The organism is Streptomyces sp. NPDC052101 (assembly GCF_040680235.1).
Lineage (GTDB): Bacteria > Actinomycetota > Actinomycetes > Streptomycetales > Streptomycetaceae > Streptomyces.
The window spans coordinates 38554-56359 of record NZ_JBFAWH010000036.1 but is presented as its reverse complement, the minus strand read 5'-3'; the positions used below and the strand labels follow the sequence as shown (position 1 = coordinate 56359).

15 protein-coding genes and 1 riboswitch are annotated in these 17806 nt (G+C 72.3%); of the genes, 9 read left to right on the top strand and 6 right to left on the bottom strand.

The window, feature by feature from the left end; genetic code table 11:
* Positions 1-178: 178 nt before the first annotated feature.
* From AB0L75_RS37375 to AB0L75_RS37365, 3 genes are all read right to left on the bottom strand, one after another.
* Positions 179-982 carry an enhanced serine sensitivity protein SseB C-terminal domain-containing protein gene (locus AB0L75_RS37375; protein WP_365190480.1) on the bottom strand — a complete coding sequence of 268 codons (804 nt, stop codon included), beginning with the start codon at positions 980-982 and terminating at the stop codon, positions 179-181.
* Between the two features lie 152 nt (positions 983-1134).
* A complete protein-coding gene (locus tag AB0L75_RS37370) occupies positions 1135-1926 on the bottom strand; it encodes an enhanced serine sensitivity protein SseB (RefSeq protein WP_365190453.1) in 792 nt (263 codons plus the stop codon).
* A gap of 120 nt (positions 1927-2046) precedes the next feature.
* Complete coding sequence (locus AB0L75_RS37365) at positions 2047-2697, bottom strand: AAA family ATPase (protein ID WP_365190478.1); 651 nt, start codon at positions 2695-2697, stop codon at positions 2047-2049.
* Between the two features lie 156 nt (positions 2698-2853).
* A riboswitch (glycine riboswitch) is annotated at positions 2854-2951 on the top strand.
* A 156-nt stretch (positions 2952-3107) separates the two neighbouring features.
* Here AB0L75_RS37365 and gcvT point away from each other — a divergent pair.
* The 5 genes from gcvT (at position 3108) to AB0L75_RS37340 (ending at position 9286) form a co-directional block, all read left to right on the top strand.
* On the top strand, positions 3108-4235 hold the full coding sequence (gene gcvT / locus AB0L75_RS37360) for a glycine cleavage system aminomethyltransferase GcvT (protein ID WP_365190451.1): 1128 nt from the start codon (positions 3108-3110) through the stop codon (positions 4233-4235).
* A 121-nt stretch (positions 4236-4356) separates the two neighbouring features.
* Positions 4357-4734: a glycine cleavage system protein GcvH gene (gene gcvH, locus AB0L75_RS37355; protein WP_365190450.1), complete on the top strand. Its 378-nt coding sequence runs from the start codon at positions 4357-4359 to the stop codon at positions 4732-4734.
* Between the two features lie 14 nt (positions 4735-4748).
* Positions 4749-6029, top strand: coding sequence for a serine hydroxymethyltransferase (glyA, locus tag AB0L75_RS37350; RefSeq protein ID WP_365190448.1), 1281 nt, complete (start codon positions 4749-4751; stop codon positions 6027-6029).
* Between the two features lie 94 nt (positions 6030-6123).
* Positions 6124-7491, top strand: a complete 1368-nt coding sequence (locus AB0L75_RS37345) for an L-serine ammonia-lyase (RefSeq protein WP_365190447.1) — start codon at positions 6124-6126, stop codon at positions 7489-7491.
* Positions 7492-7501: 10 nt separating this feature from the next.
* Positions 7502-9286 carry a hypothetical protein gene (locus tag AB0L75_RS37340; protein ID WP_365190445.1) on the top strand — a complete coding sequence of 595 codons (1785 nt, stop codon included), beginning with the start codon at positions 7502-7504 and terminating at the stop codon, positions 9284-9286.
* Positions 9287-9295: 9 nt separating this feature from the next.
* Here AB0L75_RS37340 and AB0L75_RS37335 read toward each other — a convergent pair whose 3' ends face one another.
* Positions 9296-11698: a tetratricopeptide repeat protein gene (locus AB0L75_RS37335; RefSeq protein ID WP_365190444.1), complete on the bottom strand. Its 2403-nt coding sequence runs from the start codon at positions 11696-11698 to the stop codon at positions 9296-9298.
* A gap of 188 nt (positions 11699-11886) precedes the next feature.
* Between AB0L75_RS37335 and AB0L75_RS37330 the strand changes: the two genes are divergently transcribed.
* Both AB0L75_RS37330 and AB0L75_RS37325 read left to right on the top strand, forming a co-directional pair.
* Positions 11887-12924: a phosphatidylinositol-specific phospholipase C domain-containing protein gene (locus AB0L75_RS37330; protein WP_365190443.1), complete on the top strand. Its 1038-nt coding sequence runs from the start codon at positions 11887-11889 to the stop codon at positions 12922-12924.
* Between the two features lie 95 nt (positions 12925-13019).
* The gene (locus AB0L75_RS37325) at positions 13020-13574 is read left to right on the top strand and encodes a glycoside hydrolase family 25 protein (RefSeq protein WP_365190441.1); all 555 of its coding nucleotides are present in this window, start codon (positions 13020-13022) and stop codon (positions 13572-13574) included.
* Between the two features lie 11 nt (positions 13575-13585).
* On the opposite strand, the gene AB0L75_RS37320 is transcribed toward AB0L75_RS37325, so the two are convergent.
* Both AB0L75_RS37320 and AB0L75_RS37315 read right to left on the bottom strand, forming a co-directional pair.
* The gene (locus tag AB0L75_RS37320; protein WP_365190440.1) at positions 13586-14248 is read right to left on the bottom strand and encodes an NAD(P)-binding domain-containing protein; all 663 of its coding nucleotides are present in this window, start codon (positions 14246-14248) and stop codon (positions 13586-13588) included.
* Positions 14249-14420: 172 nt separating this feature from the next.
* Complete coding sequence (locus tag AB0L75_RS37315) at positions 14421-15113, bottom strand: FadR/GntR family transcriptional regulator (RefSeq protein WP_365190438.1); 693 nt, start codon at positions 15111-15113, stop codon at positions 14421-14423.
* A gap of 207 nt (positions 15114-15320) precedes the next feature.
* On the opposite strand from AB0L75_RS37315, the gene AB0L75_RS37310 reads away from it, so the two are divergent.
* Positions 15321-17015, top strand: a complete 1695-nt coding sequence (locus AB0L75_RS37310; RefSeq protein WP_365190437.1) for a 2-isopropylmalate synthase — start codon at positions 15321-15323, stop codon at positions 17013-17015.
* Positions 17012-17800 (top strand): ATP-binding cassette domain-containing protein, encoded by a 789-nt coding sequence (locus AB0L75_RS37305; RefSeq protein ID WP_365190435.1) that lies wholly within the window; start codon positions 17012-17014, stop codon positions 17798-17800. The genes AB0L75_RS37310 and AB0L75_RS37305 overlap by 4 nt, the downstream gene beginning before the upstream one ends.
* Positions 17801-17806 lie beyond the last annotated feature (6 nt).

The following is a 17806-nucleotide window of genomic DNA, read 5'->3' as shown; positions in this document are numbered from 1 at the left end:
TTGAAGGGGGAGTCTTCAACGCTGGCGCGATCAGCCGCCAGCCTTGGCGGGGAATGGATGCGCAACCGTGATGCAAGCAGGCGTTTCCTGTTATGCGGACAAAGAGTTACGGGGAGCGGACGGCACTGTCGGAAGCGGACTGCCGCGCAGAAGGGGCCTTATGGCCCATTTGCCCAGGTCAGTAGCTGCCGTGCACCGGCGGATAGCCGTATCCGGCAGCCGGGGCCTGCGGCTGGGGAGAGGCCTGGAGCTGGGGCTGGGGCGGCGCCGCGTGGGCCTCGCGGTCGTAGAACGGGCGGGCATTGGCCCGCATCCAGATCACCACCGGGTCGTACTCGTCGGTCATCGCGACCGTCGAGACCGGCAGGCCCTCCGGGACCGCGCCCACGGACTGCTGCATCATCGCACGCACCGAGTCGACTGCGGCCGGCGAGGTGTCGTACACGTCCAGGCCGATGGCGAGGTACGGCGCGCCGAGCGCCGGCTGCACCCAGGCGCGGCGCAGGGAGCGCAGGGCGGGGGTGCGGTGGGCGTTCTGCGCGAGCAGGGCGTAGAACTGCGGGATCTCGATGCCGGGTTCGGTCAGCCGTAGGGGCCCGGCGGGCTGGCGGTCCAGGCCCGTGGCGATACGGCGCAGGTCCAGCCAGGGGATGCCGACGCCGCCGCCCGGGGCGTGCGGGTTGAGCCAGAGGCCGTAGTGGTCCGGGTAGAGGGTGCGGGCCACGTCGAGGGCGTCGACGACCTCGTACGACCGGTTCCAGCCGCTGGCGGAGAGTTCCTGGGCGGAGGTGACGCAGGGGGCGTAGTGGAAGCCCTCGATCTCCATGTTCCCGTACTGGGCGTCCGGGGAGCCGGACTGGCCGTGCCACAGGAGCATCCAGATCTGGCCGGAGGACGGGGTCGCGAGGGCGCGCAGCAGGGCCTCGTAGGCGTCGTAGCGGCCGGGGGTGACCTGGCGCAGCATGTGCTCGACGCTGCCCATGTGGCTCGCGCTCACCTGTCGTGCCCCTTCTCTTTTCAGTACCCCGCGTTCGGAGACAGCTTAAGCGCCCACCGGGGTACGGCCTCGGGTCCGTACGCGGGTGCGGGTGCGTTGTGGCTCGTCGCGCGGTTCCCCGCGCCCCCGGGGATGCTTCAGTTGCCGTATTGATAGAAGGGGCGGACGTTTGACTTCAGCCAGGTGGCCACCGGGTCGTCCGTCACGTCCAGGAGGACCAGGTTGACCGGCCAGCGCACCGGTATTTTTCCGAGGGCTTTGCCCAGGGCCTCCAGGGGGCGGGCGCGCAGGTCGCCCTCCCACTGGGACAGCTCCACGCCGATGAACATGACCGGGTCGTCCGTCTCGATGGCGGCCAGGCAGCGGCGGGCGGTGAGGACCACGCCGGTCTGGGCGAACTCGGCGGACGCGGCGGAGAGGAAGTCGACCGGGTCGTCCTGCCAGTCGGGCTCGAAGAGGCGGACCCGGCCGCCGGTGGCGGGGCCGTCGAGCGGCGTACGGCCGGACCGGCACAGCTCGGCCACGGCCGCGGGCGGCAGCGGGATGCCGACCAGGGCGTCGGGGTTCACCGCGATGCCGACCTGCGCGGGCAGACCGCGGGCGAAGTCCACGGCGGGGGCGATCGTGTACGACATATGGGAGCCGGTCGCCTGGCGCAGCTGCTCCTCGGAGCTGAACACCGGGACGTAGACCTGGCCGTCGATGTCCAGCGTGGGCAGGTCGAGCGGGCCGGTGCCCGGGCCGCCGCCGTTCGGCAGCGGTATCCAGAGCAGGCTGCGGCCCAGGACCTCGATGATCCGGCCCGCCGCCGCGGGTATGCCGAGGGAGGCCGAGAGCACCTCCTCCAGTTCGTTGCCGGGCCAGCCGCCGTGCGGCTGGGGGTGTGCCTGTGCCGGGAAGTCCGCGGGAATGTCCGCCGGGAAGTCCATCTGCCTACCGCCTGCTGGGAACCACTGCTGTGACCATGAAGGCTAGCGGGTGGCTGTGACAGTCCCCCGGCCCCTTGATCCGGTCTCTTGATCCTGCCCCTCGTCCCGTGATCCGGCCCCTCACCCCGTGAAGGCGATCCGCCGCAGGGCGTCCGCCGCCGCGCGGTCCAGCAGCACCGCCGAGCCGCAGCCCGCGGGCAGCTCGCCCCGCTCGACCGCGCCGAGCAGCCGGGCGGTCGTACGACGGTGGCGGCCGAAGGCGTAGCGGGAGACGCCCCGGCCGCGCTCGCGCTGGCCCGCGCGGGCGGTGCCCGGGGTGACGTCGAGCAGCAGCAGATGGAGGGTGCCGCCGCGGCGGCGGGCCTCGCGGGCGAGCCAGGCGCGCACCCAGGGCTGGGTGCCGCAGTCGTGCACGACGACGCCCTGCCCGGTGCGCAGGGCGCGGTGCAGGCCGGCGTAGTGGGCGAGGCGGACCAGGGGGCGGTAGAGCGCGTAGGGCAGGAGGCGGGGCAGGCGGGCGGCGAAGCGGTCGCGGGTGTCCTGGGAGTCGATGCCCCGGCCGGGGACCGCCCGCCGCATCAGGGTGGACTTGCCGCTGCCGGGCAGGCCGGTGATCACCACCAGGTCCGCGGGGCCGAAGAGCAGGGCGCGCGGGCTGCGGCCGGCGCGGTCGCGCAGATCGCGGACGCGCGGGGCCGGGGCGGGACGCTGCCCCGGCACTGCGATACCGGTGCTGACGGTGGCGTACGCCGGGGTCCTGTTCACCGTGATCGTCCTCCCCTGTCGGCCCGGTAATCCTCGTTCCCGCTGTATGTAAAGAGAAGGTAATGGACGATGTCGGTGGCGGGGTCCGCGTCCTGCCACAGGTCGGTTACAAAAGCCCGCACGCCGTGCAATGATGTGGCCGCCAACTGCATACCGGCCGTTTGAATCCGCGCGGGAGAGTCCCCAGCAGCCTTCGCTGGGGCGCCGAAGGAGCAAGTCCCTCCCTTGAATCTCTCAGGCCCCGTTACCGCGCGGGCGAGGCACATCTGAAAAGCGGGCCGCTGTGACAGTGGCTCCACCCAAGGTGCAAGCCGTGATCGTCCCTGTGGCGGTCCCGGCGAACCTCTCAGGTTCCGATGACAGATGGGGAGGAACGTTCCTCGCCTGTCCTGCCTTTCCTGGGAGACGACCGACCGATGAGCAGTACCGAACCCACTGAGCCGCGCCGCACCGCGCTCGATGCCCTGCATCGCTCGCTCGGTGCGACGATGACCGACTTCGCCGGCTGGGACATGCCCCTGCGCTACGGCTCCGAGCGCGACGAGCACCTCGCCGTGCGGACGAAGGCGGGCCTCTTCGACCTCTCCCACATGGGCGAGATCACCGTCACCGGCGCCCAGGCGGCCGCCCTGCTGAACTTCGCCCTGGTCGGCAACATCGCCTCCGTCGGCGTCGGCCGCGCCCGCTACACCATGATCTGCCAGGCCGACGGCGGCATCCTGGACGACCTGATCGTCTACCGGCTCGCCGAGACCGAGTACATGGTGGTCGCCAACGCCTCCAACGCCCAGGTCGTGCTGGACGCGCTGACCGAGCGCGCCGCCGGCTTCGACGCCGAGGTCCGCGACGACCGGGACGCGTACGCGCTCATCGCCGTCCAGGGCCCGGAGTCCCCCGGCATCCTGAAGTCGCTCACCGACGCCGACCTCGACGGCCTGAAGTACTACGCCGGGCTGCCCGGCACGGTCGCCGGCGTCCCCGCGCTGATCGCCCGCACCGGCTACACCGGCGAGGACGGCTTCGAGCTGTTCGTGAAGCCGGAGCACGCCGTGGAGCTGTGGCAGGCGCTGACCAAGGCCGGCGAGGGCGTCGGCCTGGTCCCGTGCGGCCTGTCCTGCCGGGACACCCTGCGCCTGGAGGCGGGCATGCCGCTGTACGGGCACGAGCTGACCACCTCGCTCACCCCCTTCGACGCCGGGCTCGGCCGGGTGGTGAAGTTCGAGAAGGAGGGCGACTTCGTGGGCCGCGAGGCGCTCACCGAGGCCGCCTCCCGCGCCGAGCAGAACCCGCCGCGCGTCCTGGTCGGCCTGATCGCCGAGGGCCGCCGTGTCCCACGCGCCGGGTATGCCGTCGTCGCGGGCGGTGAGGTGATCGGCGAGGTCACCTCCGGCGCCCCCTCTCCCACCCTGGGCAAGCCGATCGCCATGGCCTACGTCGACGCGGCGCACGCGGCGCCGGGCACCGAAGGTGTCGGCGTGGACATCCGGGGCAGCCACGAGCCGTACGAGGTCGTGGCGCTGCCGTTCTACAAGCGTCAGAAGTGACACCTTCGTAGTCCCGCGGCAGAGCCCCAGGACGTGACGTCGGGCACATCACCGCTGCTCGCACGCGTTTTCAGCAGTCCCCCTTCACCAGCACTCACGCGCGTACAGGAGAATTCAGGCCATGAGCAACCCCCAGCAGCTGCGCTACAGCAAGGAGCACGAGTGGCTGTCGGCCGCCGAGGACGGCGTGTCGACGGTCGGCATCACGGAGCACGCGGCCAACGCGCTCGGCGATGTCGTCTTCGTCCAGCTCCCCGAGGCCGGCTCCACCGTGACCGCGGGCGAGACCTGCGGCGAGCTGGAGTCGACCAAGTCGGTCTCCGACCTGTACTCGCCGGTCACCGGTGAGGTCACCGAGGTCAACGAGAGCGTCGTCGACGACCCGTCGCTGGTGAACTCCGCCCCCTTCGAGGGCGGCTGGCTGTTCAAGGTACGCGTCACGGAGGAGCCGGCCGACCTGCTCTCCGCCGACGAGTACACCGCCGAGACCGCCGGCTGAGGAGTCGTAGCCGTATGACTGTCCTGAACACGCCCCTGCATGAGCTGGACCCGGAGATAGCCGCCGCGGTCGACGCCGAGCTGCACCGCCAGCAGTCCACGCTGGAGATGATCGCCTCCGAGAACTTCGCGCCGGTCGCGGTGATGGAGGCGCAGGGCTCGGTCCTCACCAACAAGTACGCCGAGGGCTACCCGGGCCGCCGCTACTACGGCGGCTGCGAGCACGTCGACGTCGCCGAGCAGATCGCCATCGACCGGGTCAAGGAGCTGTTCGGCGCCGAGTACGCCAACGTCCAGCCCCACTCCGGCGCCTCCGCCAACCAGGCGGCCCTGTTCGCGCTGGCCCAGCCCGGGGACACCATCCTCGGCCTGGACCTCGCGCACGGCGGCCACCTGACCCACGGCATGCGCCTGAACTTCTCCGGCAAGCAGTTCAACGTGGTCGCCTACCACGTGGACGCCGAGACCGGCCTGGTCGACATGGCCGAGCTGGAGCGGCTCGCCAAGGAGCACCGCCCGAAGGTGATCATCGCGGGCTGGTCGGCGTACCCCCGCGAGCTGGACTTCGCCGAGTTCCGCCGGATCGCCGACGAGGTCGAGGCGTACCTGTGGGTCGACATGGCGCACTTCGCCGGCCTGGTCGCGGCCGGCCTGCACGCGAACCCGGTGCCGTTCGCGGACGTGGTCACCTCCACGACCCACAAGACCCTGGGCGGCCCGCGCGGCGGCATCATCCTCGCGAAGAAGGACTTCGCGAAGAAGCTGAACTCCTCCGTCTTCCCCGGCTTCCAGGGCGGCCCCCTGGAGCATGTGATCGCGGCGAAGGCGGTCTCCTTCAAGGTCGCGGCCTCGGAGGACTTCGAGGAGCGCCAGCGTCGTACCGTGGACGGTGCCCGCATCCTCGCCGAGCGGCTGACGGCGGCGGACGCCCGTGAGGCCGGGGTGAACGTGCTGTCCGGCGGCACGGACGTGCACCTGATCCTGGTCGACCTGCGGGAGTCCGAGCTGGACGGCCAGCAGGCCGAGGACCGCCTCCACGAGGTCGGCATCACGGTCAACCGCAACGCGGTCCCGAACGACCCGCGCCCGCCGATGGTCACCTCGGGCCTGCGCATCGGTACGCCGGCCCTCGCGACCCGCGGCTTCACGGCCGAGGACTTCGCCGAGGTCGCGGACGTGATCGCCGAGGCGCTGAAGGCGCCGTCTCCCTTTGGGGAGGCCGACGCCGAGGCGCTCAAGGCGCGCGTGAAGGCGCTCGCCGACAAGCACCCGCTGTACCCGGGCCTGAACAAGTAGACCCGGACACGCAAGTCCCCGGTGGGGCGGCCTCCGGCTCTCGAAGGAGAGTCCGCAGGGCGCCCCGCCAACCCCCTGCTTTTGAGGAGTGACCGTGGCCATCTCGGTCTTCGACCTGTTCTCGATCGGCATCGGCCCGTCCAGCTCCCACACGGTCGGCCCGATGCGCGCGGCGCGGATGTTCGCCCGTCGGCTGCGCAACGAAGACCTGCTGGAAAGGACCGCCTCCGTCCGCACGGAGCTGTACGGCTCCCTGGGCGCCACCGGGCACGGCCACGGCACCCCGAAGGCAGTCCTGCTGGGCCTCGCCGGCGACTCGCCGCGCACGGTCGACGTGGAGACGGCGGACGCGCGCGTGGAGGCGATCAGGACCGAGGGCCGGATCAGCCTCCTGGGCGAGCACGAGATCGCGTTCGACTACGACAAGGATCTCGTCCTGCACCGCCGCGAGACCCTGCCGTACCACGCCAACGGCATGACCCTGTGGGCGTACGGCGCGACCGGCGCGGAACTCCTCAGCAAGACCTACTACTCGGTCGGCGGCGGGTTCGTGGTCGACGAGGACGCGGTCGGCGCGGACCGGATCAAGCTGGACGACACGGTCCTGAAGTACCCCTTCCGCACCGGCGACGAGCTGCTCCGCCTCACCCGGGACACCGGCCTGTCGATCTCCTCGCTGATGCTGGAGAACGAGCGGGCCTGGCGCACCGAGGACGAGATCCGCACCGGCCTGCTGGAGATATGGCGGGTGATGCGCGAGTGCGTGCAGCGCGGCATGTCCCGCGAGGGCATCCTGCCGGGCGGTCTGAAGGTCCGCCGCCGCGCGGCCGTCTCCGCCCGCCAGCTGCGCGCCGAGGGCGACGCGCTGGCCCACGCCATGGAGTGGATCACGCTCTACGCGATGGCGGTGAACGAGGAGAACGCGGCGGGCGGCCGGGTCGTCACGGCCCCCACGAACGGCGCGGCGGGCATCATCCCGGCCGTCCTGCACTACTACATCAACTTCGTGCCGGGCGCGGACGAGGACGGCGTGGTCCGCTTCCTCCTCGCGGCGGGCGCGATCGGCATGCTCTTCAAGGAGAACGCCTCCATCTCCGGCGCCGAGGTCGGCTGCCAGGGCGAGGTCGGCTCCGCCTGCTCCATGGCCGCGGGCGCGCTGGCCGAGGTGCTCGGCGGCTCCCCCGAGCAGGTCGAGAACGCGGCCGAGATCGGCATGGAGCACAACCTCGGCCTGACCTGCGACCCGGTCGGCGGCCTGGTCCAGATCCCGTGCATCGAGCGCAACGGCATGGCCGCGGTGAAGGCGGTCACCGCCGCCAAGATGGCCATGCGCGGCGACGGCTCCCACAAGGTGTCCCTGGACAAGGTCATCAAGACCATGAAGGACACCGGCGCGGACATGTCCGTGAAGTACAAGGAGACGGCACGGGGCGGACTTGCGGTGAACATCATCGAGTGCTGAGGTGAACCCCGTGACGGGCGGGGTGACGGGCGGGGCGGCTCGGGTGCGTGTGCCGGTGGGCGAGGACGCGGAGCGATGGGTCACGCGGGCGGGCTGTCGCCGGGTCCTGATCGTCGTGCACAACGTGACGTCGGCGACGCGCCTGCTGGACGTGCTCCCGCTGTTCGCCGACGACCTGCGTGTGCAGCTGTTCGCGACCTGCACCGGTTCGTCGCCGTTCCTCGCAGGGGTGCCCGAGCTGCTGGCCCGGGCGGGGCTGCCGGTCCTGCCCTGGGAGCAGGCCAGGGACACACCGTTCGACCTGGTGGTGTCCGCCAGCTACGGCGGTGAACTCGACGCGCTCCAGGGCAAGTTGGCCGTCCTGTCGCACGGGGTTGGCTACAATAAAAGGCTGGCCACACCGGACACCGGACACCGGACACCGGACACCGGACACCCGTCGCCCGTCTTCGGCCTGTCGCCGGACTGGCTGCTCGCGGACGGGCGTCCCCTCGCCACCGCCACCGTCCTCTCCCACCCCGAACAGCTGGACAGGCTCCGCGCGGCCTGCCCGGAGGCGGCGCCCACGGCCGTACTCGCCGGGGACCCGTGCTACGACCGCATGCTCGCCGCTCTCCCCCAACGCGCTCTGTTCCGCCGCGCGTTGGGCGTGGGACCCGGCCAGCGTCTGGTCGTCGTCAGCTCCACCTGGGCGCCGCGCTCCCTCTTCGGCGGCGAGCCGGGGACGGATGACCTGCTGCCCTGGCTCCTGTCCCGCCTCTCGGCCGAGCTGCCGGCCGACGAGTACCGGACCGTCGCGGTCCTGCATCCCAACATCTGGTACGGCCATGGGCCGGGCCAGGTCCGTGCCTGGCTGGACAACGCGCGGCGAGCCGGTCTCGACGCGATCCCGCCCCTCGACGGGTGGCGGCAGGCCCTGATCGCCGCCGACTGCGTCCTCGGGGACCACTCCAGCGTCACCTACTACGCGGCCGCCATCGGCATCCCCGTCGTTCTCGGCGCGTTCCCCCAGCAGGACCTCGACCCGGACTCGCCGGTCGCCGCCCTCGGCCGTACCGCTCCGCGTCTGGTCCGCCGGGACAGCCTGCGCGCACAGATCGACGGGGCCATCACCGCGCACGACCCCGGCCGGTACAAGGAGCAGGCGGAGCAGACCAGTTCGTCACCCGGGGAGTCGGCCGCCCTCCTGCGCCGCCTGTTCTACGGCCTCATGGACGTCCCCGAGCCCGAAGGACACCCGGCGCTGCTCGACCCGCTGCCGCTGCCGCCCTACAAGCCGGCCCGTCGTACCGCGCCGGTCCGTGTGCTCGTCGGCGAGGTCGGCGCGGATCCGCCGGAGGTCAGCGTCGTGCGGTACGCCGCCGTCGGGGACGAGCCCGCACCGGACGCGGGCTGCGAGGCCGCGCACACGGTGGTCGACGAGGAGACGCGGGAGACCGGCCGGCTGCGCGTCGCCGACGTCGTCGTACGGTACGCGGCCGAGGACGACCCGCGGCTCGGGCCGCCGGCCGCCTGGACGGCGGAGGCGCTCGACCGCCACCCGTACTGCGCACTGGTCGCCTATGTCGACGGGCCGGACCGCTGTGTCGTACGCACCCGCGCGGGAGACCTCGTCCGGCTGTCCGCCGCCGCGGCCGCCGACGGTCGGGCCGACCTGTGCGATCCCGCCGCCTACGCCTCCGCGCTCCACGGCTGGCTCGCGAGCGGCAGGAGCCTGGAGCAGTCCCTCCCCGGAATCACCGTACGCACCGGGGTCGCGGCGCATCGCGTCGCCGTGGAGCGGCTCGCGCCGTGAGCCGGGGCCTCACGCCTCCAGCTCGGCCAGGCGCGCCCGTACGCGTGCCAGGCCGACGGGGTTGTCCTGCTCCTCGTAGGACGCGGCCGCGGTGCGCAGATCCTCCGCTTCCTCCGCCAAGCGGCCCGCCAGCCGGTGGCAGCGGGCCCGCACCTCGACGGCATCGGCCAGTTGCAGCCCCGCGCCCGCCTCGGTCATCGCCTTGACGGCCTCGTCCAGGCACACGCGCGCCTGCTCCACGTCCCCCGCGTCCAGGTGGGCGTCGCCCAGACTCATGTAGACACGGCCCGCGTTGTAGGCGTCGCCGCCGCCCGGCAGACGGCGGAACCGGTCGAGGGCGTCGTTCAAGTGGGCGATGGCGGCGGGGAAGTGCCGCTGCTTGGCCCGGGCGCGGCCGACGTGGTGTGTCAGCAGGGCGGTGGCACGCGGCACGTCCTCCCAGCCGTCCTGGCCGGGGCGGATCCGGCTCAGGATCTCCTGCGCCTCCTCGAAGCACCGCTCGGCCGCCGCGAACTCCCACTGCTTGAGGCGGAGCAGTCCCAGCGCCTCGACGGCGGTCGCCTCGCCGCGGTGGTGGCCGCAGGCCCGGTCCGCGGCCCTCGCCCGCGTGAGGGCGTCGGCGGCCCGGTCCACCTGGCCGGCTCCCAGGTACCCGAAGGCCAGTTGCGTGCACATGCGGCCCACGGCGCGCGGGTCACCGAACTCCGCGGCGCCGCGCCGCGCGGCCTCGGCTCCGAGCAGGTGCGTGTCGATCCACTGGGCATGGAAGCCGAGCAGCAGATGCAGGCCCCACATGGCCTCGCACAGCTGCCAGACGAGGTCGTCGAAGCCATGGTGTGCGGCGGCCTGGATCACGGCCGCGAGGTTCTCCCGCTCATCGCGCAGCTCGGCCAGCGCGCGCTTGCCGTCCGCGGGGTCGCGGTGTTCCGGGCGGACGAGGCGGTCGTAGGCGGGGCCGAGCCGCCACCGCAGCGGCATGATCCGGAAGTCCAGGCCCGCCGCGAGGCGCAGCTGCGCGACCGCCACCCGGCGCACGGCGGCCGCCATGCGGCCGTGTCCGTCCTCGGCGGCCGCGAGCGCGCGGGCGTGGGCCCGGGTGAGGTCGTGGAACCGGTAGCGCTCCTCCCCGACCTCCTCCAGCAGATGCACCCGGGCCAGGTGTTCCAGCAGCGCCCGCGCCTCCCCCTCGCCGACGCCGGCGGCCTGCGCGGCGCACAGGACGGTCACGGTCGGCCAGGGCCACACCGCGATCGCGCGGTACAACGCGGCGCAGTCGGGGGCCAGTTCGCCGTAGGAGGCGTCCTGAACGAGACGGACCGGATCGGCCGCGCCTTCCTGGCCGCTGCCTTCGCGCACGGCGGTGTCTCCCTGGTCGTGGCCGTGGACGCGGTCGGACAGCCGCTGTGCGACCCGCTCCCATGTCAGGTGTTCCCGGACGGCCAGTCCGGCGCCCGTGGTGCATACCGCGAGGGGGATCCCACCCGTGCCTTCCGCCACGGCCCGCACGACGGCGTCCGGAGCCGGCCGGCGGCCGCTGCCGACGACCCGCCTGATCAAGGTGACGGAATCCTCGGTCGACAGCGGCCGCAGAGAAAACGGCCGGGCCCCGTACTCGCCCACGAGGCGCTCCGGCCGATGCCTGCTCGTCACCAGGACGAGGCACTCCGGCGAGGCCGGGAGCAACGGAATCACCTGGGCGCCGTCATGGGCGTTGTCCAGTACGACGATCAGGCGCCGCTCGGCCGTGCAGTCGCGGTACAGATCCCGCTGCCGTGCCTCGTCGCCCGGCACCATGGCGGGCGGGACCCCGAGTCGCTCCAGGAACCGCGCGAGCACATCGGAGGGCGGGTGCGCAAAGGCGCCGCCCAGGTCCGCGAACAGGACACCGTCGGGAAACCGCTCCCGTAACGCGGACGCGCAGTGGACGACGGCAGCGGTCTTGCCGATGCCGCCCGGCCCGGTGAGGACGGCGATCGTCGGCGCACCCGGTGCATGGCCCGCCTCGTCCACCAGTCCCGTCAGCCACGCGAGCACCTCCGCGCGGTCGGTGAACACCGCCGTCGACGGGGGCAGCATCTGCGGACGGGAGGCGCCGTGCGCCACGGCGGGTACGGTGCGGGGTGACAGCCACGAGGCCTCACGGACCCACTCGGTCACCTCGCGGGCCGACTCCGGGGATCTGCGGGCGAGTTCCAGCAGCTGCCGGGCCGCCGCCGTCAGCTCGGCCTCGGTGACGGGCAGCGTGGGGCGATCCGAACCTGCCGCTCCGGAAGCCGAGTCGCTCTGGCCGTCGCCTCCGGCACGGCCCCGGCTCAGCAGGTCGTAGAGCCGCTCGGAGGTCCGCCGGCCCATCTCGCCGCCCGCTCCGGAGAGGGCGCTCGAAACGACCGTGCCGACAGCCGAGACAGCCATGGTCATCAACGGTTCCACCCGGACTCCCCCAACTCGCCGCTCCGGCCATGCTATCGACGCGTTCGGGGCGCCGGGCCGGAACGAGGGGCGGCGGACGGGAGCGACTGATGTTTCTCCAGCAGCTACCGCTCAGTAACCGATTACTCCTACGCTGTCATCAAATTGACGGAAACCAAGGGGAGTTGAGCATGGGCGCGGTGAGACGGGTGGCGGCACTCCTCGGGGCGGTCACCGTGCTGACGGCGGGGCCGGGCGACGCGTACGCGGCGGCGCCCAGGTTCTCCGGGACGACGGCGATCGGCACGCACAACGCGTACGACAAGGCCAAGTACACGTACTTCGCGCAGGCGCTGGACTCCGGCGCCTCGCTGCTGGAGCTGGACGTGTACGTGGACACCCTCACCCACCGCTGGCGGGTCAGCCACAGCAATCCGCTGGGCAACGACAACAACTGCGAGGCCGCGAAGACCCCGGGCGAGCTGTACAGCAAGAGCCGCAACCAGGACCTGGGCAGCTGCCTGGACAACATGGCCGCCTGGAACCAGCTCCACCCCGACCACCCGCCGATCGTCATCAAGGTCGAGATGAAGGTCGGCTTCAACAACAACGCGGGGATGGGACCGGGCGCGTTCGACACCCTCGTCTCACAGAAGCTCGGCAGCAGCGTCTACAAGCCGGCGGATCTGCTGGGCGGCGGCTACAGCTCGCTCGACGCGGCGGCGAAGGCGAACGCCTGGCCCGACCGCGACTCCCTCAAGGGCAAGTTCCTCTTCGAACTGATCCCGGGCACGGTGGAGCAGGCCAACCCGTTCGACCACTACTGGACGGACCAGGAGTACGGCGACCATCTGCGCGACCTGTACGCGGCCGGGAACATCTCCCGGGCCCAGGCCTTCCCGGCGGTGCTGGGCGCGGCGGGCGGCGACCCGCGGGCGACCCGCTGGACCTCCGACACCTCGATCCGCCCCTGGTTCGTGTTCTTCGACGGCGACGCGGCCACCTATGTCGACAACGGTTACGACACGTCGTTCTACTCCACGAACCACTACATCTCGATCATGACGGACGCCGCCGGCGTCTCCCCGGCCATCTCCTCCACCGACCCGACGGACGCCGAGGTCGCCGCCCGCCTGGCCCTGCTGGCCAAGGACCACGCGAGCATCATCACCTCGGACTGGTCGGCGAAGTCCGCATCGGTACTCAGTTCGGTGACCGACCGAAGCTGACGTTCCTGCGCGGGGGACGGATCGGGCGTGCCATCGTGGGGCATCACTCAACCAGCAACTCCTTTCCCCCACCGCCACTTCGAGGAGTCCCCCACATGCTCCGCGGCATCGACGTCAGCGCGTACCAGTCATCCTCGTACGACACGAGCGGCCTCTCCTTCGCCTTCATCAAGGCGACGGAGGGCCGTACGTACGTCAACCCCCACGCCGGCGCCCAGGCGAAGACCGCCCGTGACGCCGGCCTGGTCGTGGGCTTCTACCACTTCCTGTGGCCCGGCGACCTCACCGCCCAGGCCGAGCACTTCGTGACCGCGGCCCCGTCGAGGGCGGGCGACATCCTCGCCGTCGACTGGGAGACCACCGGCGACGGCACCCACGCGAGCAACTCGGAGAAGGACACCTTCCTCAAGAGGGTGAAGGCCCTACGGCCCACCCACAGGATCGTGCTCTACTGCAATCTCGACTTCTGGCTGAACATCGACAGCACGTCCTACGCGGGCGACGGTCTGTGGATCGCGGACTACGTGAGCGCGGGTCATCCCCGCATCAAGGCGAAGTGGCGTTTCCACCAGTACACCAGCACGCCCCACGACCAGGACGTGGCGAACTTCGCGAGCAAGGCCGCGCTGCAGGACTGGGCGACGCCGTAAGGACACGGCGGTCAGCCCCGGAAGCCCTCCGGGCGGTCCGGGGAGGCCTCCGCGAGGGCCTTCTTGATGCCCTCCGCACCTGCCCGCAGGCCGTACACCGGGGTGTCCGGCTGCTGGCGCCAGGAGTCGTCGATGCCGCCCGCGTCGACCGTGTCGAAGCCGAGTTCGTCGATGAGGGCGCGGACCTTCGCCTTGGCCTCCCGGTCGTCGCCGGCGACCGGGAGGGCGATGCGCTCGGGGTCGCCCGCGGGACGGGGGCGGTCCAGGATGTCCTGGGCGTAGGTGCCGTTGAAGGCCTTGATCACGGGGTGGCCGAGGTGCTGCTCGGTCCAGCGGCTCTCGGTCAGCCCCTCGTCCTCGATGGCCGCGATCCGGCCGTCGCGCTCGCGCGGGTAGTAGTTGCCGGTGTCGATCACCGCCACGCCCTCGGCGGCGCCGTCCAGCAGGCCGACGGGGAGGGCCGGGACCGCCTTCAGCGGGACGGTGACGACCACCACCTCGGCGCCCTTGGCCGCCTCCGTTGCGGGGACCGCGGTCGCGCCGGTCTCCTCGGCCAGTTCCCTGAGCGTCTCGGGACCACGGGAGTTGGCCACGGAGACATCGTGGCCGAGGGCGGTGAGCCGCCGGGTGAGGTTGCCGCCGATGTTTCCCGCGCCGATGATGCCGATCTTCATGACAGGCCTTCCGGATGAGTGACCGGTGCATGCATGTGCATGCTTCTGTTGTCGTGCGTCAACCCGGACCGGTCGGGGTCTATTCCGGGACTCCGGCGATCGGACGAACCCGGTCGGAGACGTACGACGATCTTGCCCGTGCGGCGGTCGGAGCCCATCAGCGGCTCGCAGGTCAGCCGCTGCCGCGCAGCAGCTGAAGGGTCTCCTCCAGTTCCCCCAGCAGTACCGCCGCCGCCCGGTCCGGGTCGCCGGCCGTGATGGCCCGGACGAGGGCCGTGTGGGTGGCGTCGCCGGTGTCGGGGGTGTGCTCACGGAGGCCGGTGAGGGACAGCAGGGTCACCAGGCCCTCCCGCAGGACGGGCGTGAACTCGGTGAACAGGTCGGCCAGGACCGGGTTGTGGGCGGCGGCGACCACGGCCGTGTGCAGGGCGATGTCGGCGTCCACGAAACCGGCGTCGTCCCCGGCGACCGCCGCCCGGCGGCCGTCCAGCGCGGCCCGCAGCGCGCTGACGTCCTCGGGGGTGCGGCGGTGCGCGGCGAGGCGGGCGGCCTGCACCTCGACGCCCATGCGGACCTCGTAGACGTCCGTGACGGCGGCCCGGCCGAGCCGGGTGGGCCAGTCCTCGGCGGGCTCGGTGGCGATGACGAAGACGCCGGCGCCGTGCCGGGGCCGCACCAGCCCGGCGCCGGCGAGCGCGCGCAGTGCCTCGCGGACGGTGGAGCGGCCGACGCCGAGTTCCTTGGCGAGGGTGGTCTCGCCGGGCAGCTTGCCGCCGACCGGCCAGTGGCCTGCGGCGATCTGCTGCCTGAGGCGCTGCGCGGCCTGTTCGACCAGCGGGCTGGGGCGGAGGGGGCCGAGCGGCATCGAGGTCACCAACTTGTTCCGGGGTTACGGCTTGTGGAGCGATTCTCACTTGTCTGAGGAGCTGAGGTGTCGCTAGCGTACCCGGCATGACGCTGTGCGGTCTGCTTCTCCTCGGCTGCCGCGGCGGGGTTTGACGCGACCGGCGCCCCGCCGCGGGGCCCCGTGCTGCCGGTCACCGTCCGACCGAGCCGAAGGCAGTGACCGCCGATGAAGACCCTGTGGAACCCCCAGCGCCCGAGCCCCATGCCGTACCACCGCTACCGCCCCTACCAGGACCGGGTGAACGTCCCGGCGGCCGACCGGAGTTGGCCGTCCGCCCGGATCGAGCGCGCCCCGCTCTGGGTGCCCGTCGATCTGCGCGACGGCAACCAGGCGCTGGCCGAGCCGATGGACACGCCCCGCAAGCGCCGCTTCTTCGATCTGCTGGTGGCGCTGGGCTTCAAGGAGATCGAGGTCGGCTACCCGTCCGCCAGCCGCACCGACTTCGACTTCGTACGGCATCTGGTGACCGGCGGGGCCGTACCGGACGACGTCACACCGGTCGTGTTCACCCCCGCCCGCGCCGACCTGATCGACCGGACCTTCGAGTCGATCGCGGGGCTGCCGCGGGCCGTCGTCCATCTGTACATCGCCACCTCGCCGGTGTGGCGGGAGGTCGTCCTGGGCCGGGACCGGGGCGAGGTGCGGCGGACCGTGCGGGAGGCGGCCGAGCGCATGGCGCGGCGGGCCGGGGACGCGCCCGGCGTCCGGTTCCAGTTCTCGCCGGAGACCTTCAACCTCACCGAGCCCGACTTCGTGCTCGAACTGTGCGACGGGCTCACCGAGCTGTGGGACGCGAGCCCCGACCGGCCGGTCACGCACAACCTCCCGGCGACCGTGGAGATCGCCACCCCGAACGTGTACGCCGACCAGATCGAGCATCTGCACCGCAACCTCTCCCGCCGGGACGCGGTGATCCTCTCGGTGCACCCGCACAACGACCGCGGCACCGGTGTCGCCTGCGCCGAACTCGCCGTCCTGGCCGGTGCGCAGAGGGTGGAGGGCTGCCTGTTCGGCAACGGCGAGCGCACCGGCAACGTCGATCTGGTGACCCTCGCCCTGAACCTCCTCGCCCAAGGGGTCGATCCGCTGGTCGACTTCAGCGACATCGACGCTGTACGGGAGACGGTCGAGCACTGCAACCGGCTGCCCGTGCATCCGCGCCACCCGTACGCCGGCGAGCTGGTCCACACCGCGTTCTCCGGCACGCACCAGGACGCGATCAGCAAGGGGCTCGCCCACCATGCACGGCGCGCGACCGAGTCGGGGGTGCCCGAGCGGCAGGCGCCGTGGGAGGTGCCGTATCTGCCGATCGATCCGGCCGACGTGGGACGGTCGTACGAGGCGGTGATCCGGGTCAACTCGCAGTCGGGCAAGGGCGGGGTGGCGTACCTGCTGCGCATGCACGCGGGGCTGGACCTGCCGCCCAGGATGCGGCCGGAGTTCTCGCGGATCGTGCAGGAGGCGACGGACGACAGCGGGCGGGAGGCGACCCCGAAGGAGCTGTACGAGCTGTTCCGCAGGACCTATGCGGCGGACGGCCGGATACGGCTGGACTCCTGGTCCTCGCATCGCGAGGCGTCCGGGGCGCACCGGTTCGTGTGCGTGCCGGCCACGGGTGGGGAGCACACGGGCAGCGGCGCGGACCCGCTGGCGGCCTTCGCGGACGCGCTCGCGGGGGCGGGGCACGAGGTGGAGGTGCTGGACGTGGTCGAGCAGGCCGGTGTGGAAGGGGAGGTGGTCGCCTATGCCGAGTGCCGGGTCGGGGGCACCGCGCTGTGGGGTGCCGGGCGGGCCTCCTCCGGGCTCGCGGCCTCGGTGGAGGCCGTGCTGTCCGCGGTGAACCGGGCGGCGGCCGGGTGAGCGAGCTGCTGCGCGCCGAGGACATCGATCTCGTCCGGGGCGGCCGGCCCCTCCTCCAGGGGGTGTCCCTGACGGTCCGGGCCGGTGAGCACTGGGCGCTGCTCGGCGCGAACGGCGCGGGCAAGTCCACCCTGCTCGGGCTGCTCGGGGCGCGCGCGCATCCGACGCGGGGCACGGTGGAGGTGCTCGGGCGACGGCTGGGCCGGGTCGATCTGCGGGAGCTGCGGGCGCATGTCGGGCACGTCGATCCGCGCCATCCGCTGACCTCGGCGCTGACGGTACGAGACGTGGTGCTGACCGGGGTGACGAACTCGGTGGAGCCGGTCCCGCGGTGGCGGCCGACGCCGCGGCAGCGGGCGCGGGCCGAGGCGCTGATGGCCACGCTGGGGCTGGCCGCGCTCCGGGACAACCGCTGGCCGACACTCTCGCAAGGGCAGCGCGGCCGGACGCTGATCGCGCGGGCGCTGATGCCCGAGCCGCGGCTGCTGCTCCTGGACGAGCCCGCGACCGGGCTGGATCTGCCGGGCCGGGAACAGCTGATCGAGGCGCTGGAGGAGCTGCAGGCGTCGCATCCGCGGCTGGCGACCGTGCTCGTCACGCATCATCTGGAGGAGCTGCCGGCCGGCACCACCCACGCCGTACTGCTGCGGGACGGCCGGGTGATCGCGCGGGGGCGCGCCGAGGAGGTCCTCACCGGTGACCGGGTCGGCATGTGCTTCGGCCTGCCGCTGGCGCTGGAGCGGCACGAGGGCGGCCGGTGGAGCGTGCGGATCCGGCGGGCATGACGAAGG

What these genes read in the sequence shown, in the direction of transcription:
- AB0L75_RS37320 (WP_365190440.1), bottom strand. Translation starts at nt 14,248, where the DNA reads ATGAAGATCGGCATCATCGGCGCGGGAAACATCGGCGGCAACCTCACC.
- glyA (WP_365190448.1), top strand. Translation starts at nt 4,749, where the DNA reads ATGACTGTCCTGAACACGCCCCTGCATGAGCTGGACCCGGAGATAGCC.
- AB0L75_RS37310 (WP_365190437.1), top strand. Translation starts at nt 15,321, where the DNA reads ATGAAGACCCTGTGGAACCCCCAGCGCCCGAGCCCCATGCCGTACCAC.
- gcvT (WP_365190451.1), top strand. Translation starts at nt 3,108, where the DNA reads ATGAGCAGTACCGAACCCACTGAGCCGCGCCGCACCGCGCTCGATGCC.
- AB0L75_RS37315 (WP_365190438.1), bottom strand. Translation starts at nt 15,113, where the DNA reads ATGCCGCTCGGCCCCCTCCGCCCCAGCCCGCTGGTCGAACAGGCCGCG.
- AB0L75_RS37335 (WP_365190444.1), bottom strand. Translation starts at nt 11,698, where the DNA reads ATGGCTGTCTCGGCTGTCGGCACGGTCGTTTCGAGCGCCCTCTCCGGA.
- AB0L75_RS37370 (WP_365190453.1), bottom strand. Translation starts at nt 1,926, where the DNA reads ATGGACTTCCCGGCGGACATTCCCGCGGACTTCCCGGCACAGGCACAC.
- gcvH (WP_365190450.1), top strand. Translation starts at nt 4,357, where the DNA reads ATGAGCAACCCCCAGCAGCTGCGCTACAGCAAGGAGCACGAGTGGCTG.
- AB0L75_RS37330 (WP_365190443.1), top strand. Translation starts at nt 11,887, where the DNA reads ATGGGCGCGGTGAGACGGGTGGCGGCACTCCTCGGGGCGGTCACCGTG.
- AB0L75_RS37375 (WP_365190480.1), bottom strand. Translation starts at nt 982, where the DNA reads ATGGGCAGCGTCGAGCACATGCTGCGCCAGGTCACCCCCGGCCGCTAC.
- AB0L75_RS37325 (WP_365190441.1), top strand. Translation starts at nt 13,020, where the DNA reads ATGCTCCGCGGCATCGACGTCAGCGCGTACCAGTCATCCTCGTACGAC.